Source organism: Sphingomonas sp. J315, from assembly GCF_024666595.1.
In the GTDB taxonomy this organism is placed as follows: Bacteria; Pseudomonadota; Alphaproteobacteria; order Sphingomonadales; family Sphingomonadaceae; genus Sphingomonas.
The window spans coordinates 2236755-2253284 of record NZ_CP088296.1 but is presented as its reverse complement, the minus strand read 5'-3'; the positions used below and the strand labels follow the sequence as shown (position 1 = coordinate 2253284).

Below are 16530 nucleotides of genomic sequence, written 5' to 3'. Positions count from 1 at the left end.
GCATGCCCATAAAAAAACCGCCCGGTGTTGCCACCGGGCGGCCTAGGTTCAGGGAGGAGACACGCCCGAGGGCGTGCCACGCGGGTCCGCGAAAGGGGGGACACGAAACCGCGCTAAAAACAGTATAGTTATGCTTGACCGTGGCTTCAAGGCCACAATCCGAAATGCGATGAATGGAGGGGGTGGATGGGCTAAATCACCCATCTGCAAGCCGAAATCGGCAGAATCAGCCTCCGGAGCCGCGCCTGCGGCTCCGGAGGGAAAGGATCAGACCGCCGGAGCGATCTGCGGCTCGACCGCACCGAGCGCCATCTGGCGACCGAAAATCTCGCGGACCAGGCCCAGCGAGAAGAGGTGAGCATAGATCAGCGGCAGCATGCCGTTCTGCTGAATCTTGCGCAGCTGGTCGCCGCGCATGTCGTTGAGCTTCGCCTCATCGACCATGCGGAACCCGCGATAGATGTACGGCTGTGCAGCGCCTTCCGGCTGGATCGCGACTTCGCCATCCATCAGCAGGCCCATGTCATTGAGTTCCTTGAGGAACGCGCCGGTCTTCTGGCCCGCGATCTCGAACTCTTCGTTGAACTTGAGGACTTGCTGGACCAGTTCGGTCGGCTTGCCGTCCGCGAACAGCGGATCGCCATCGTCGAACGCGCCGATCGTGTCGGTGGTCGGGTCGAAGCACAGCGACAACTCCTCCGACTCGGGACGCAACCGCGCGAGCAGGAACGGATAGCGGCGGATATAGGCCGGGATGTACATCGGCTCGGTCCCGCGCGGCTTGCCGTCGGTGTCGAAGAAGACGTTGACCCCTTCGTTCAGGCCCATCAGCGCCAGCGGCACCGGCTCGTCGCCCGCCGAGAACACGATCGGCATGTGGCGCTGAACCAGCGGGAATTCCTCGACGGTCAGCGGCACCGCGTGCTGCTTGCCCAGGAACGGCGCGGTCGTCGCGGGACGGATGCGGAAATTGCCATGCAACTCGCTCGAGAGCGGGAGGAGGTCGTTGTAGAAAACGGGAAGACCCTGTGCTTGCGGCGCGCTGGCCATGAAATTCTCCTGGATTTAGGTGTGCGCGGTCTATTGGTCGGCGCGCGCGGGCGCAAGCGTAACCAGTTTCCCCGGATTGAACAGATTGTCCGGGTCGAACGCCCGCTTGATTGCGATGAGCGCATGCATCCGCGCGGGCGATGACAGCCGCGCCAGTTCGTCGCGCTTCATCTGGCCGATGCCATGTTCGGCGGAGATCGAGCCACCCGCCGCGACCACAAGATCATGGACGAAGGGGCTGATTCGTCCGGAATTTTCCGCGACCCAGTTGCGATCCGCCCCGACCGGCGCGCGCACGTGGAAATGGACATTGCCGTCACCCAGATGGCCGAACGCCCCGGCGCTGGTTCCCGGAAACGCCGCCTCGACCGCCGCCGCGCCGTCGATCATGAAATCTGGCATTCCCGCCACAGGTACCGAAATATCGTGCTGCAGCGCCGGGCCGCTCGCACGCTCGGCCTCCGAAATCGAATCGCGCAGCTTCCACAGCGCCTCCGCCTGCGCCTCGCTCGTGGCGATCGTCGCGTCGCGGATCAGACCGCGTTCCAGCCCTCCGGAGAGCAGCCGTTCGAGCAGGATTGCGGGCGGCTCCGCCCCGGCATCGCTTGCCACCGCCTCGATCAGCACATGCCAGGGATGCGGCCCATTGAGCGGGTCGCGCGTCCCCGGAATATGCTCCACGACCAGCGCAAGCGAATGCGCGGGCACGATTTCGAAGCTCTCGATCCGGTCCGTCGCCGCCTCGCACAGCCGCAACAGGTCGAGCGCGGCGTGCGGCGAATCTACTCCAACCCAGCCGACCGCGCGCGCCGCAATTGCGGGGACCAGTCGCAGCGTCGCGGCGGTGACCACGCCCAGCGTCCCCTCCGCACCGACCAGCAACTGGGTAAGGTCATATCCGCGATTGTCCTTCTTCAATGGCGCAAGCCCGTCATGGACGCTGCCATCGGGCAGCACCGCTTCGACTCCCAGCACAAGGGCGCGCATCGTGCCGAAGCGCAGCACTTGGGTCCCCCCGGCATTGGTCGAGACCAGTCCACCGATCGTCGCGCTGCCCTTCGCGCCCAGGGTCAGCGGAAAGCGCCGCCCCTGCGCCAGCGCGGCATCGTGCAGGTCCGACAGGATCACCCCCGCCTCAACCACCGCCAGACCCGCATCGGCATCGATCCGCCGAACCGCGTTCATGCGCCGCAGCGACAGGATCGCGGCCGATCCGTCCTCGGGCGGAGTCGCGCCGCCGACCATCGACGTATTCCCTCCCTGTGGCACCAGCGGGACGCGATGCGCAGCGGCGAGTTGAACGATCGCCGCGACATCCGTCGTAGTACGCGGCTGAAGCAACAGCGACGACGCGCCCTGATAGCGCCCGCGCCAATCAATCAGCCACGGCGCGATGGTGTCGACATCGGTTATCACCGGATCCGCCCCGATTCGCTCCGCGACGGCAGCGGCGAACCTGTGGAGCGCGGTGGTTGGAACAGGCTCTGTCATCCGGGCGCGCTACCATGACGAAACGGCGCGGGGCAATTCATCCACTGTTCAACCCGGCCACGTATAGGGCATGATGGAATGGTGAAGCTGTTGATCGCGTCCGTGTCTGCCGCACTTCTGCTGCCCCCCGGCGCGCCGGGTCAGGGCAAGCCTTCGCCGTCGCCATCTTCGAGCGCCGCGCCGACCCGCCTCGCTCAGGTGCGGATACAACAGCACATCGTCATCCGCGTGCCCCGCCCCGATCCGGTCCGACGCGTTGCCACTCCCGCCCCGGCCCCTCTTCCCCCGATTGCCTGGGTCGAGCAGCGCGCCGACGATTGCGTTGCTGCCGACTCGTTGTCCGGCGCGGCGATCATCCGCTCCGACAGCGTCGATCTAGTCCTGGCCGGCGGGCGGCGCGTGCGCGCGAAGCTGGGCAATGAATGCCCCGCGCTCGACTTCTATACGGGCTTCTATGTGAAGCCCAACAAGGACGGAAAGGTGTGCGCCAAGCGCGACGTGTTCCGTTCGCGTTCGGGGGGCGAATGCCGGATCAAGTCGTTCCGGACGCTGACCCCTGGTCGCTGATCTGCGTTTACCTTGACTTTTTGCGCGGTTTCGCAGAGAGGCCGCGTCAGTTTGCTACAGGGGCGCGCCCCATTTTCCCGGACATCTGAATGAGCTTTGCCGATCTCGGCCTCTCTGACGAATTGCTGAAGACCGTCGAGGCGGCGGGCTATACCGATCCGACTCCGATTCAGACCCAGGCAATTCCTTCAGTCCTGATGATGCGGGACCTGATCGGCATCGCCCAGACCGGCACTGGCAAGACGGCCAGCTTCGTCCTTCCGATGATCGACATCCTGTCCGAGGGGCGCAGCCGCGCGCGCATGCCGCGCAGCCTGATCCTGGAACCGACGCGCGAACTCGCCGCACAGGTGGCGGAGAATTTTGAGAAGTACGGCAAGAACCACAAGCTTTCGATGGCGCTGCTGATCGGTGGCGTGCAGATGGGTGACCAGGTCAAGGCGCTGGAAAAGGGCGTGGACGTCCTGATCGCGACGCCGGGTCGCCTGATGGACCTGTTCGAGCGTGGCAAGATCATGCTCAACGGCTGCAATTTGCTGGTGATCGACGAGGCCGACCGGATGCTCGACATGGGGTTCATTCCCGATATCGAGACGATCTGCTCGAAGCTGCCGACCAATCGCCAGACCTTGCTGTTCTCGGCGACGATGCCGCCGCCGATCAAGAAACTGGCCGACAAGTTCCTGTCGAACCCCAAGACGATCGAGGTCGCCCGGCCCGCGTCGACCAACACCAATATCACCCAGCGCATCGTGCCCGCACCGTCGAGCGCGTTCGCCAAGCGCGACCTGCTGCGCCGCCTGCTGGGTGCAGAGGATGTCCGCACGGCGATCATCTTCTGCAACCGCAAGACGACGGTACGCGAGCTCAACAAGAGCCTTCGGTCGCACGGCTTCCGCTCCGCCGAAATCCATGGCGACATGGACCAGTCTTCACGCATCGCCGAGCTGGACCGGTTCAAGGCAGGGGACGTCAACATCCTGGTCGCGTCCGACGTCGCGGCGCGCGGACTCGACATCAAGGGCGTCAGCCACGTCTTCAACTTCGACGCGCCTTGGCACCCGGACGATTACGTCCATCGTATCGGTCGCACCGGTCGTGCGGGCGCGACGGGCACCGCCTATACGCTGGTGACCAGCGCCGACGCCGAGGCGATCGAGAATATCGAAAAGCTCCAGGGTCAGAAGATCGAACGAGTCGGCGAGCTTCCCCAGGGTGAGCCCGAAGCGGCGAAAAAGCCACGTGGCCGCGCGGCGAAACCGGCGAAGGATGAGGTCGTCGAGACCAAGGTCCGCGAGCCCAAGCCAGTCCGTGAAGCCAAGGCACCGCGCGAGGAAACGCGCCCCGCGGAGAAGACACGCGACGAGCGGCCGCGCGATGACCGCCCCCGCGACCGCCGCGACGAGCGCCCTCGCCGCGACCGCGATCGCCGCTACGAGGGACGCGATGATGGTCCCGACGAGGGCGGCTGGAACGGCCCGATCCCCGATTTCCTGAATTTCACGATTCCAGCGTGACAGCTCAGGAAGACGAGGACGATTTCCTCGCCTTCACGCCGGTCCCCGGCATCGCCAGCCCATGCATCGGCGTATGCCGGATGCGCGCCGACAATGTCTGCGAGGGCTGCCACCGCACGCTCGACGAGATCGCCGAATGGTTCACCGCCAGCGACGATCGCCGCCGCGCAATCCTGGCGCGCATCGCCACCTCGTAACCTGCTGGATCGCGCAACCTGTCGGTTGCGCAATCGGCCCAACGCTCGTTGCCAGCACCCGCAATGACTGTCATTTCGGATTGGAAACAATCACTTGTGGCCAGTGATCCGATCCGCCACAGTCGATCCAAATGCCTCCCCCCAACACCACCCGCAGCTTGTTGCGCAGCGCCACTGCGTCCGCGCACGAGCGGGTCGATCACGCCTTTGGCGGGTTCGACCTGTCCAACCGCGATGGCTATCGCGCTTTCCTGATCGCTCAGGCGCAACCACTGGTGACGGTGGAGGCGGCGGTCGACGCGTTCGATCCGCGCGCGATTCTGCCCGACTGGCCCGAACGCCGCCGCGCACCCCTGATCGCCGCAGATCTGGCCGATCTCGACGCCCCGATCCCCGCTCCCGCAGCGCTCGACCTGCCGAATAATGCTGCGGCACTTGGCGCGATCTATGTCCTTGAAGGCTCCCGTCTGGGCGGCGCGTTGCTCGCGCGTAACGTTCCGATGGACCTTCCGGGCCGGTTCATCCGTTGCCAGCCTGCGCCGAAGCGCTGGCGCAGCTTGATCGAGGTTCTGGACGGGACTCTCACAAGTGGAGACCAGCGTGATGCGGCGGTAGGCGCTGCCCGTGCCGTCTTCGACCTGTTCTGGCGAAGCGCGCGCCAGCATGGAAGGATGCCCGTCGTTGAATGATCCGAACCCCGTCGATCTTACCAATTGTGATCGCGAACCCATCCATATCCTTGGCACGATCCAGCCGATCGGGTTTCTGATCGCTCTGACCGCAGACTGGATCGTCGCACGCAGTTCGGCGAACCTGCCCGAGTATCTGAGCCTTTATCCCGAGCAGATTGTCGGCCATCCGCTCGCCGATCTGCTGCCCGCGCCGGTCATCCACGACCTGCGCAACCGTACCGCGATGCTGCGCAGTCCGGACGCAATCGAGCGGCTGTTCGACGTGGAACTGACCCCGGACGCGGGCCGGTTCGATATCGCCATTCACATGTCGGGCGGACAGATCGTGATCGAGGGCGAACGCTCGTCGGGCGAGATCGGCGACGTCACCGGCATGGTGCGATCGATGATCGCCCGGCTCGACCAGTGCGGTGACATGCTGTCCTTCTTCCGCGAAGGCGCGCGTCAGGTGCGCGCGCTGACCGGCTATGACCGGGTCATGGTCTATCGCTTTGCCGCCGATGGTTCGGGTGAGGTGGTAGCCGAAGCGTGCAAACCCGGCATCGGCCGCTTTCTCGGTCTGCACTATCCCGCGAGCGACATCCCGACGCAGGCGCGCGTCCTTTACACCCGCAACCTGTTGCGTGTGATCGCCGACGTCAACGCGACCCCGGTACCGATCGTGCCCGAGCTGGACGAGAAGGGTGAGCCGCTCGACATGTCGCTGTCGCTGCTGCGATCGGTCTCGCCGATCCATATCGAATATCTGCGCAACATGGGCGTGGACGCGTCGATGTCGATCTCGATCCTGGTCGATGGCAAATTATGGGGTCTGTTCGCCTGCCACCATTATGCTCCCCGCTGCCCCAGCTTCGAGCGGCGCTCAATCTCCGAGCTGTTCGCGCAGATGTTCTCGATGCGCCTCGAAAGCCGCGAGCGGCAGCAGACCGTGGAGTTCGAGCGACGCGCACGCGACATTTCCGACCAGCTGCTCGGCGCGGTCGCTTCCGACGAGACGCTGCTGCGCGACCCCGACTGGCTGGCCGACATCCTCACCAACGCCATCCCCGCCGATGGCGTCGGCGTGTGGCTCAACGGCAGCTACGCCTTTTCCGGGATCACGCCGCCGACCGACGATTTCCGCCGGATCATTCGCGCACTCAACGCGACGGCAGCGGGCAAGGTGTTCGCGACCGATCATATCGGATCGCTGATCGTCGATGCGGAGCCCTTCGCGGGCAGCGCCGCCGGATTGCTCGCGATCCCGATCTCGCGCTCTCCGCGCGACTATGTCGTGCTGTTTCGCAGTGAAATGGTGCGTTCGATCCGCTGGGCCGGCGATCCGCACAAGCCGGTCGATTACGGCCCCAACGGCCCGCGCCTGACCCCGCGCGAGAGTTTCGAGGAGTGGAAGGAACTGGTGCGCGGTCGATCGCGCCCCTTCACCGCGTCGGAACTGCGTGTCGCCGAAACGTTGCGCGCGACGCTGATCGAAGTGGTGCTGCGCCTTGCCGACGAAGCGTCTGCCGAACGTCAGCGCTCGGGCGCGCGTCAGGAACTGCTGATCGCCGAACTCAATCATCGCGTTCGCAACATCCTGGGCCTGATCCGCGGGCTGATCCGCCAGGCGCAGCCGGAGGAAGAAGCGGTGCGCGATTTCGTGCGGGTCGTCGATGGGCGAATCCACGCGCTGGCCCGCGCGCACAACCAGATTACCGAGGATCATTGGGGCCCGGCCTGGCTCCAGGCGCTGATCGACGCCGAAGCCGCTGCCTTTACCGAGGAAGGCGACCGGATCCTGAGCGAGGGCGAGCCGGTGATGCTCAACCCCCAGGCATATTCGACGATGGCGCTGATCCTGCACGAGCTCGTCACCAACTCGACCAAATATGGCGCGCTGTCGGTGCCGGGCGGAACGGTGAAGCTCAACTGGACATGCAATGCGCGCGGCGATCTGCTCCTCCATTGGCGCGAACTCAACGGCCCGCAGGTGGCGCAGCCGTCGCGCAAGGGATTCGGCACCACGATCATCGAACGCTCGGTCCCCTATGACCTCGGCGGCGAGGCAGCGATGCGCTATGCTGCAGGCGGGTTCGAGGCAGATTTCTGCATTCCCGCACGCCATGTTTCAAAGCCGCGTGACGGTGGCGCACCGCGAATCCACTTTCCGCGCGCACCGCACGGCCATCGCGAGGAGCCGCCCACCGACCTGCTCAAGGGTCAACGGCTGTTGCTGGTCGAGGACAGTCTGATCATCGCGCTCGATGCCGAGGATATCGCCACCCGGCTCGGCGCGACGGATGTGATGACCGCAGCATCGGTCGATGCCGCACTGGACCTGATCGCCGCGTCGCCGCCGACGGTGGCGATCCTCGACATCAACCTTGGTAGCACCACCAGCTTCGCGATCGCGGACGCGCTGCTCGAGCGGGAAATCCCGTTCATGTTCGCGACTGGCTATGGTGAACAGGCGCAATTTCCAGACCAGCATCGCGGCCGGCCGGTGGTGCAGAAGCCTTATACGCTGGAAAATCTCGCCCGCGCGCTGGCGGAGATGCTCGGCTAGCCCAGCACCCGGCCCGCGACAGCGTCGAGCTTTGCGAGGAGTTCCGGATCGCGCACGGACGGCGCGGTGATCAGCGCGGTGTCGAGGCAGGTGTCGATCGGCGACGCCGTCCGCTCGGCGGGCAAGTCGCGGAGCAGGTTCAGCACCATCGCCCGCGCCTTGGTCGCATTGGCGCCGAGCTGCGCGATCACCTGCGCGACATCGACTGCGGCCTCCTCTTCGCGCCAGCAGTCATAGTCGGTGACCATCGCCACCATCGCGAAAGGCAGTTCCGCCTCGCGCGCCAGCTTCGCCTCGGGCATCGCGGTCATGCCGATCACGTCGCAGCCCCAGCTGCGGTAAAGGTGGCTTTCGGCCCGGGTCGAGAATTGCGGCCCCTCCATCACCAGGCAGGTGCCGCCGCGATGCACGCTCGCCCCCGCCGCCTCGGCAGCGTCCGCTGCAAGCGCAGACAGGCGCGGGCAGATCGGATCGGCCATCGAGACATGGGCGACCATGCCGGTGCCGAAGAAGCTCGACGGACGCCCCTTGGTGCGGTCGATGAACTGGTCGACGATCGTGAATGTCCCCGGCGCGCGTTCCTCCTGCAGCCCGCCGACCGACGAGACTGACAGAATATCGGTTACACCCAGCCGCTTGAGGCAATCGATATTGGCGCGCGCGTTCAGTTCCGACGGACTGATCCGATGGCCGCGCCCGTGGCGGGGCAGGAAAGACACGCGGACATGGCCCAGCCGTCCGGTGAAAATCGCGTCCGAGGGTTCACCCCAGGGCGAGGCGACATTGACCCATTCGCCGCCCTCGACGCCCTCGACTTCGTACAGCCCCGATCCGCCGATGATCCCGATATGCCAGTTGCTCATACCACGCCTTGTTTGCTCACTTTAGGGCGGGCGTAGGCGAAGTAGATGACAACCCCGAGGACGTTCCAGATCAGGAAATAGAGCTGAGTCTTGGCCGGCAGGCTGAAGAACAGATAGGCGCAGCCCAGCACCGCGATCGCGCCGACCAGCCACCAGAGTGGCGTGCGAAACATGCGCGGCGCGTCCGGCGCACGGCGGCGCAGCACCATCATGCAGATTGCGACCGCCGCGAAGGCGACCAAAGTCCCGGCATTGGCAAGCGCCGCAATCTCGTCGATCGGCAACAGCCCCGCGATCACGCTGACGATGATCGCGGTGAAGATGGTGATGCGAACCGGCGCGCCGCGCGACGACACCTTCGCCAGCGCAATCGGCAGCATCCCGTCTCGCGCCATGGTGAAGAAGATGCGGCTCTGCCCGAACAGGAAGCCGAGCAGCACCGTCGGGAGCGCGATCACCGCCGAGATGGCGAGGAAGGTGGCGAAACGCGGCTGGCCGAGTTCGCGCAGGATCAACGCCAGCGGCTCCGGGCTGTCGGCGAATTGCGTGTAGGATAGGGCGCCGACCGCCGCGACCGCGACGAGCATATAGATCGCGACGCACGCGACCATCGACCCGACGATGCCGATGGCAAGGTCACGGCCCGGATTCTTGGTCTCCTCCGCGGCGGTCGAGATCGCGTCGAAGCCGTAGAATGCGAAGAAGATGATCGCGGCGGCAGCCATCACCCCGCGCTCGACCCCGTCGGCCGACACGCTCTTGGCGAAGCCGAACGGGGCGAATGGCTCGAAATTGGCGCTGTTTAAGTAGGGCAGCGCGACCGCGACGAAGACGGCCAGCGCAACGATCTTCACGATGACGAGGCCCGCGTTGAGCGTCGCGCTTTCCCGCGTGCCGAGGCACAACAGCCCCGCGACGATCGCGATGATGACGATGGCGGGGATGTTGACGATGCCGCCCGCATGCGGCCCCTGCATCAGCTCCATCGGCACCCCGGCCCAAGATTGCAGCAGCGGCGCGGCATAGCCCGACCAACCGACCGCGACCGCGCTGACCACCAATGAATATTCGAGGATCAGCGACCAGCCGACGACCCAGGCGATAATCTCGCCAAGCACGGCATAGCTGTAGCTGTACGCGCTGCCCGACGCCGGCATCATCGTCGACATTTCGGCATAGGCGAGCGCGGCGGCGGCGCAGATCGCCCCGGCGATGACGAAGGACAGGATCACCGCTGGCCCCGCCTTCCCGGCACCGACGCCGATCAGCGTCAATATGCCGGTGCCGACGATCGCGCCGATGCCGAGTGCGATCAAATGCGGCCAGGACAGGGTCGCCGCCAGCCGATGCTCGGGGGCGTGATCTTCCGCGCCCTTCACGCTTTTCGTCCGAAAAAGTCCGTCGGCCATGCCGTCCCCCCTGATTATTGCACGTGGGTGCGACGGGATTGCCGCGTCGTCAACGGTTCATCCCGGCGACATGCGACGAGGCGCATCGTTGCGACAGCAAAACGGAGTTCGGCCATGCACCGTCGCCTGTTTCTCATCACGCTCGGCGCGACCGCAGCCACGCCTGCACTCGCCCAGCGCAAATTGCCCCAGGAGCCCAATCCGCAGATCGACTATGGCGGATTCGAACAGTTGACCGGCGACGTCCGCCGACTGCGCGCGCAGCGGCTGTTGCCCTTTGCCAAGTTCAAGGAACAGGCTGCATCGCGCGGTACGGTGTTGCTCGACGCTCGGTCCGAAACGGCGTTTCGCGAGGGGCATATTCGCGGCGCAGCCAATTTGCCACTGCCCGACTTCAATGCGGAGTCGCTCCGCAATCTCATTGGGCGCGACCGAAAACGGATGGTCCTGATCTACTGCAACAACAATTTCTCGAACCGCGTCCGCCCGGTTCCGATGAAGGCCGCGCCACTCGCTCTCAATATCCAGACGTTCATCAATCTGGTCGGCTATGGCTATTCGAACGTCTGGGAGCTGGCGGACGTGATCGATTTCGACGATCCCAAGGTGGAGTGGGTGCGCGGGTTGGCGTGACTCTCTCCGTGCTAAACGGGCGCCCGCACGCTCTTCAGCAGCGTCTTGAACCGCGTCCCGTCACCCTCGCGCACGGTGATTGTCACCGAGCCGGTCTTGCTGGTGTTCACATCCTCGACCGTCCCGGCGCGGCCCTTGTGGCGGCCATCGACCACCTCGCACGCATCGCCATTGCCGATCACCCCGGACATTTCGCCCCGCTGTCGATCCACGCCTTGGTCAGCGCGCCGAACTGTGCCTGAGTTCCCGGAGCAGGGGTCCGCCCCGGCCCCGGATTCCAGCCCCAGCCGACCAGCGTATCGCTGGCATTATGCTCGTGGATCTGCGCCAGCGTCTTGCCGCCGTTGCGCTTGCGGTCCTTCAATTGCTCGCAGATTTCGCGCAGCGACTTGCCCTCCCACGCCATCGAGGCCGGGGCGAGATGCCATAGCGGATGCCCCGGAATGCTGCCCTTGCCATCGGCGAACGCGACATTGCGCGGGCCGTGACAGGTCGAACACTCCATTCCCGCGACACCCATCCCGCCCGACCCGCGCTCGACCGGGGGCATGTGAAAGCGCATATCATCGCCCTGCAACGGGCTGTCGGTACGCGGGTGACAGTTGATGCAGCGCGGATGCGTCAGCACCTTGCCCATCTCGGTAAAGATCGCCGCCGACCGCGCCGCCGGATCGGAAATGGTCGCAAAAGCCGCGACGGGCTTCAGCCCGACCGGCGCCGCCGACTGGCTCGATGCCACCACCGCGGCGGGCAGCGCGATCGCGGCGAACCCCAGCGCGATCAGGCCGTAACGTTGCACGCTCATGCATTGTCTCCATGCGCGAAGGGCAGGCGGCGCACCGCCTTTCCGGTCAGCTTGCGCCAGGCATTGGCGACGGCGGGGGCGATCGGGGGGACGCCCGGTTCGCCGACCCCGGTCGGCTTTTCGGTCGAGGGGATGATCGCGACCTCGATATCGGGCATCTCGCCGATGCGCAGGGAGCGATAGCTGTCGAAATTGGTCTGCCGGACGACGCCGCCCTCGCCCAGCGTCACCTCGGCATAGAGCGCGTGGCCCAGGCCATAGCCGATCCCGCCCTCCATCTGCGCGCGGATGATGTCGGGGTTTACCGCGATCCCGCAATCGACCGCGCACCAGACCTTGTGCACCCTGGGCAGGCCGTCCTTGCCCTTCGAGACCTCGGCGACCTGCGCCACATAGGAGTCGAAGCTCTCATGCACCGCAATCCCTTTGGCTCGGCCCTTTTTTGGGGGCTTGGCGAAGCCGGACATCGCCGCGACCTTGGCCAGCACGCCCTTGGCCCGCTCATGCTTGAGCAGGTCCATGCGCCCCTGCACCAGATCCTTGCCGCCCAGTTCGAGCAGCTCGTCGATCAGCGTTTCCTTGACGAACGCGGTGTGGGTGTGGCCGACCGATCGCCACCACAGCACCGGGACGCCGCCCTTCATCATGTGCTGGCCCAGCCGGAAATCGCCGATCTTGTACTGGTTGGTGTCGTTCGCGCCCTCGATCATGTTGCCGTCGATGCCGTCGCGGATGCCCATCGCTTCGAACGGCGTATCCTTCATGATCGACTTGGCGGCGCACACCTGATCCCAGCCGCTGATCGCGCCGGTGGCGTCGATCCCGGCGCGGACGCGATGCACGGTCATCGGGCGATACCATCCGCCGGTCAGGTCGTTCTCGCGGCTCGCCACGACCTTCACCGGCGCGGCAAAGCCGTAGGCGCGCGCGCACGCCGCCGCCTCGCTGCCGTCGGACATCATCGGATTGACGCGGCGACCGAAACTGCCCCCGGCGAAATGCTGGACCAGTTCGCTCTTGTCGAACGGAACCCCGGCGACGCCACAGATCGCGCCCATTTCGCCGACCTGAAACTGGCTGCCGGCATGGACCGAAATCCCTTCACCCTTCTTCTCGATGACATAGTCCATCGTTTCCATCGGCGCATGCGCGAGGAACGGGAAATAATAGATCGCGTCGATCGTCTTCGCCGCGCGGCCCAGCGCCGCAGCGGCATCCCCCGCCGCCTCGACCTGCTTGCCCGGCGTGCGCGCGGCGGCGCTATATTCGGCCAGCATCTGATCCGACGAGCGCGTCTCTGCCTTCGACAAATCCCAGTCGACCTCCAGCGCGGCTGCCGCCCGCTGCGCGGTCCAGGTATCGCGGGCATAGACCGCCACCCCGCTCGGGATCGGCTTGACGTCGAGCACGCCGGGGATCGCGCGCGCCGCACTATCCTCGACTTTCTTGACCGTCGCACCGAAGGCAGGCGGACGCCGCACGGCGGCATGGACCATGCCGGGCAGGCGGACGTCCTGCGTGAACACCGCCGACCCGTCGGTCTTGGCCTTGCTGTCGACCTTCGCGACATGCTTGCCGATATAGACATAGCGGTCGGGGGTCTTGGGCACCGGCTTTTGCGGCACCGGCAGCTGTGCCGCGTCTGCGACCAGTTCGCCGAAGCCAGCCTTGTTGCCGCCAGCACTGACCACGCCCTTGGAGATCGCGACGGCGGAGGGCGCGACACCCCAGCGCTTTGCCGCCGCCTCGACCAGCATCGCGCGCGCGGCCGCACCCGCCATGCGCATCTGGTCCCAGCTTTCGCGCATCGCGGTCGATCCGCCGACGCCCATCGTGCCGAACATCAGGTTGCGATAGAGCGGGTCATTGGCCGGGGCGAAGACGACGTGCACCTGATCCCATGCCGCGTCCAGCTCGTCGGCGATAATCGTCGCCACGCCCGTGGCCGGCCCCTGGCCGAACTCGACATGCTTGGCGATGATCGTCACCCGGCTGTCGGTCCCGATGCGGACGAATGCGTTGGGGGTCAGCGTCGCGCCGCCCCCCCTGTGCCTTCGCCGCCTTGACCGGCAGGGTGAAGCCGATGGTGAGCGCGGCGCTTCCAGTCAGAAAGCCGCGGCGATTGGCGACCGCGTTCATGCCTGTGCTCCCTTCACGCCCGCAGCGTCCTTGATCGCCTGACGAATGCGGACATAGGTGGCGCAGCGGCAGATATTCCCCGCCATCGCCGCGTCGATATCCTTGTCGGTCGGCTTGGGCTTGGCGGTCAGCAGGCCGATGGCCGACATCACCTGCCCCGACTGGCAAAAGCCGCATTGCGGCACGTCGATCTGGACCCAGGCGGCCTTGACCGCATCGGCGACCTTGCCACTCGCGCCCTCGATCGTGGTCACGCTCTTGCCCGCGACCATCCCGACCGGGGTCACGCAGGACCGCCGGTTCATCCCGTCGAGATGCACGGTACACGCCCCGCATTGCGCGACGCCGCAGCCATATTTGGTTCCCGTCAGCCCCAAATGGTCGCGCAGGACCCAGAGCAACGGCGTTTCGGGATCGCCGGCGAAGGTTTCGGATTTGCCGTTCAACTGGAAGGTGGTGGCCATCGATGCGCCTCCTGTCTGGGCGCAAGCTAAGCCACCACCATCGTTTCGCGAAATGAATTTATTTCACCCGCGGTTGGTCACTTGGCAACGAACCGCACTGCGGCACCGCCGCCAGGTCCCATCCAGATCGACAGGCTGTCGCCCGCCTTCACCCGCTTCTTCTCGATCACGATCGCGTGACGCTTGTCGGTGCGATAATCCGCACCCTCGCCGTCGCGATAGATGTGCGCCTCATAGCTCTTGCCCGGCTCCAGAAAGTCGAGCTGAACCGTCGTCGTCCGCGACGTGCCGTCGGTTACCGCGCCCAGAAACCACTCGCCGGTCCCCTTGGCCTTGCGCACCACGGTCACATACTCCCCGACCTCGCCGTTGAGCACGCGGGTGTCGGTCCAGTCGACCGCGACATCCTTGATGAACTGGAACGCGCCGGGATATTTGGCGTAATTCTCGGGCAGGTCGGCCGCCATCTGGATCGGTGAGTAGAGCACGATGTACTGCGCCAATTGCTTGGCGAGCGTCGACATGAACGGCGTCCCGCCCTTGCCCTCCAGGCTCAGCACGCCGGGAGTAAAGTCGAACGGCCCGGCGAGCATCCGGGTGAAGAACAGGTTCGCCTCATGCTCGGGCGGATTCTTCGGCTCGCCCCACGCATTATACTCCTGCCCGCGCGCGCCCTCACGGCTGACCCAGTTGGGATAAGTGCGGCGCAACCCGGTATCCTTGATCGGCTCGTGCGGATTGACCGCGACCTTGTACTTTGCCGCCGTCCTGACGATGTTGAGGTGGTGGCGCGACATATATTGGCCGTCATGCCATTCCTGCGTCACCCGGCCATCGGCCCAGACGCGATCGATCTGTCCGGCATCGGTTACGTATCCGGTCTTCACCACCTCGATCCCGTTTGCCGCCGCATAGCGATAGGCGTCGTCGGACTGCGCCTCATACTGCCCCGCGCCGCCGCCGGTTTCGTGATGGCCGACGATATGGACGCCCTTTTTCTTCGCATAGGCCGACAGCACCGCCATATCGAATTGCGCCACCGGCTTGTCGAAGTCCCAGTCATCGCCATTGTCGAACCAGTTGCCGTCCCAGCCGACATTCCACCCCTCGACCAGCACGCCGCGAAAGCCGTTCTTCGCGGCGAAGTCGATGTAGCGCTTCACATTCTCCGTCTTCGCGCCCAGCCGTTCGCCGGTGCCCCAAGTCGCGGTGTCGAGGTGCATTTCCCACCACACCCCGACATATTTGCTGGGCTTGAACCAGCTGACATCGCCCAGCTTGTTGGGTTCGTTTAGGTTCAGTTCGAGCTGCGACATGTACAGCTCTGCCGCGCTGTCGGCGACGCGCAGCGTGCGCCACGGCGTCGTGAATGCACCCTCACGGATCACCGCCGCACCCTGCGACGATCGCGACAGCTCGGCGCGGAAACGTGTCCCCTCCACCCGGCGCAACCACATGCCGGCGTAATCGACCAACGCCGCTTCATGAAACGCGACATGGGTGCCGTCGGCCAGCTTCATCGTCACCGGGGTATGCGCCTGGGTCATGCTGCTGACCGGCGTCTTGTTGTAGAGATATTCGTAGCGATTCCACTCGCCCGCCGGGGTCCACCAGGCGGTGCCGTCGCTGGCCAGCGCGAATTCGGTCAGCTCCTCGACGATGCGGTAGGGCTTGCCGTCAGCCTGGGCGGGCAGTTCGTAGCGGAAGCCGAACCCGTCATCGAACACGCGGAACACCACGTCCATGACCCGCGCCGTCGCAGTGCGATCCTTGAGCCGCACGCGCAATTCGGTGTGGCGGTCGCGGACGCTCTGCCACTCGCCCCAGGGCTGTTCCCAGGTCGAATCCGCGGCGGTCACCTTCTGGCTCTCGAGCGCGAAATTGCGCTCAAGCTTGGGCGCATCGCCGAGGATGAAGCCCATGCGCGACGGCTGGATCAGCGGCTTCCCGTTGCGCGTGACGCTGTAGTAGGGGCGCCCGTCGCCGTCGGTGGTGACAGTGACCTTCAGGCTGCCATCAGGCGATGCTGCGGTCGCGCCGCCCGCCTGCGCCGTCGTCGCTTGGGCCACATCCTGCGCCAGCGCCGGGCCGGCCAGCGCGATTAACGGCAGCGTCAACGCTGTCAGGGTCAAGGTTGCACGCATTTTCACTCTCCTGT

15 protein-coding genes are annotated in these 16530 nt (G+C 65.5%); 6 read left to right on the top strand and 9 right to left on the bottom strand.

Features of this window, described 5'->3' with window-relative positions; all coding sequences use genetic code 11:
- Positions 1-267: 267 nt before the first annotated feature.
- Together LRS08_RS11565 and LRS08_RS11560 are read right to left on the bottom strand one after the other, a co-directional pair.
- Positions 268-1050: a SapC family protein gene (locus LRS08_RS11565; protein WP_257843555.1), complete on the bottom strand. Its 783-nt coding sequence runs from the start codon at positions 1048-1050 to the stop codon at positions 268-270.
- A 30-nt stretch (positions 1051-1080) separates the two neighbouring features.
- The gene (locus tag LRS08_RS11560) at positions 1081-2541 is read right to left on the bottom strand and encodes an FAD-binding oxidoreductase (protein WP_260480748.1); all 1461 of its coding nucleotides are present in this window, start codon (positions 2539-2541) and stop codon (positions 1081-1083) included.
- Positions 2542-2643: 102 nt separating this feature from the next.
- On the opposite strand from LRS08_RS11560, the gene LRS08_RS11555 reads away from it, so the two are divergent.
- The 5 genes from LRS08_RS11555 to LRS08_RS11535 all read left to right on the top strand — a co-directional run bounded on the left by LRS08_RS11555 (position 2644) and on the right by LRS08_RS11535 (position 8059).
- Complete coding sequence (locus LRS08_RS11555) at positions 2644-3108, top strand: hypothetical protein (RefSeq protein WP_260480747.1); 465 nt, start codon at positions 2644-2646, stop codon at positions 3106-3108.
- Positions 3109-3197: 89 nt separating this feature from the next.
- Positions 3198-4625, top strand: a complete 1428-nt coding sequence (locus tag LRS08_RS11550; protein ID WP_257843557.1) for a DEAD/DEAH box helicase — start codon at positions 3198-3200, stop codon at positions 4623-4625.
- The gene (locus LRS08_RS11545; RefSeq protein ID WP_257843558.1) at positions 4622-4822 is read left to right on the top strand and encodes a DUF1289 domain-containing protein; all 201 of its coding nucleotides are present in this window, start codon (positions 4622-4624) and stop codon (positions 4820-4822) included. The genes LRS08_RS11550 and LRS08_RS11545 overlap by 4 nt, the downstream gene beginning before the upstream one ends.
- A 131-nt stretch (positions 4823-4953) precedes the next feature.
- Positions 4954-5511 (top strand): biliverdin-producing heme oxygenase, encoded by a 558-nt coding sequence (locus LRS08_RS11540; RefSeq protein ID WP_257843559.1) that lies wholly within the window; start codon positions 4954-4956, stop codon positions 5509-5511.
- On the top strand, positions 5486-8059 hold the full coding sequence (locus LRS08_RS11535) for an HWE histidine kinase domain-containing protein (protein WP_260480746.1): 2574 nt from the start codon (positions 5486-5488) through the stop codon (positions 8057-8059). The genes LRS08_RS11540 and LRS08_RS11535 overlap by 26 nt, the downstream gene beginning before the upstream one ends.
- On the opposite strand, the gene LRS08_RS11530 is transcribed toward LRS08_RS11535, so the two are convergent.
- Complete coding sequence (locus LRS08_RS11530) at positions 8056-8922, bottom strand: S-methyl-5'-thioadenosine phosphorylase (protein ID WP_257843560.1); 867 nt, start codon at positions 8920-8922, stop codon at positions 8056-8058. The genes LRS08_RS11535 and LRS08_RS11530 overlap by 4 nt on opposite strands.
- The gene (locus LRS08_RS11525) at positions 8919-10331 is read right to left on the bottom strand and encodes an amino acid permease (RefSeq protein ID WP_257843561.1); all 1413 of its coding nucleotides are present in this window, start codon (positions 10329-10331) and stop codon (positions 8919-8921) included. The genes LRS08_RS11530 and LRS08_RS11525 overlap by 4 nt, the downstream gene beginning before the upstream one ends.
- Positions 10332-10445: 114 nt before the next feature.
- On the opposite strand from LRS08_RS11525, the gene LRS08_RS11520 reads away from it, so the two are divergent.
- Positions 10446-10964: a rhodanese-like domain-containing protein gene (locus LRS08_RS11520; protein ID WP_257843566.1), complete on the top strand. Its 519-nt coding sequence runs from the start codon at positions 10446-10448 to the stop codon at positions 10962-10964.
- 11 nt (positions 10965-10975) lie between these two features.
- Here LRS08_RS11520 and LRS08_RS11515 read toward each other — a convergent pair whose 3' ends face one another.
- The 5 genes from LRS08_RS11515 to LRS08_RS11495 all read right to left on the bottom strand — a co-directional run bounded on the left by LRS08_RS11515 (position 10976) and on the right by LRS08_RS11495 (position 16516).
- Positions 10976-11155, bottom strand: a complete 180-nt coding sequence (locus LRS08_RS11515) for a KOW motif-containing protein (protein ID WP_257843567.1) — start codon at positions 11153-11155, stop codon at positions 10976-10978.
- Positions 11143-11769 carry an Isoquinoline 1-oxidoreductase subunit gene (locus LRS08_RS11510; RefSeq protein ID WP_257843568.1) on the bottom strand — a complete coding sequence of 209 codons (627 nt, stop codon included), beginning with the start codon at positions 11767-11769 and terminating at the stop codon, positions 11143-11145. Before LRS08_RS11510 ends, LRS08_RS11515 begins: the two co-directional genes overlap by 13 nt.
- The gene (locus LRS08_RS11505) at positions 11766-13757 is read right to left on the bottom strand and encodes a xanthine dehydrogenase family protein molybdopterin-binding subunit (RefSeq protein WP_260480745.1); all 1992 of its coding nucleotides are present in this window, start codon (positions 13755-13757) and stop codon (positions 11766-11768) included. The genes LRS08_RS11510 and LRS08_RS11505 overlap by 4 nt, the downstream gene beginning before the upstream one ends.
- A 147-nt stretch (positions 13758-13904) precedes the next feature.
- The gene (locus LRS08_RS11500) at positions 13905-14372 is read right to left on the bottom strand and encodes a (2Fe-2S)-binding protein (RefSeq protein ID WP_257843570.1); all 468 of its coding nucleotides are present in this window, start codon (positions 14370-14372) and stop codon (positions 13905-13907) included.
- 77 nt (positions 14373-14449) lie between these two features.
- Positions 14450-16516 (bottom strand): glycoside hydrolase family 97 protein, encoded by a 2067-nt coding sequence (locus tag LRS08_RS11495; RefSeq protein WP_257843571.1) that lies wholly within the window; start codon positions 16514-16516, stop codon positions 14450-14452.
- Positions 16517-16530 lie beyond the last annotated feature (14 nt).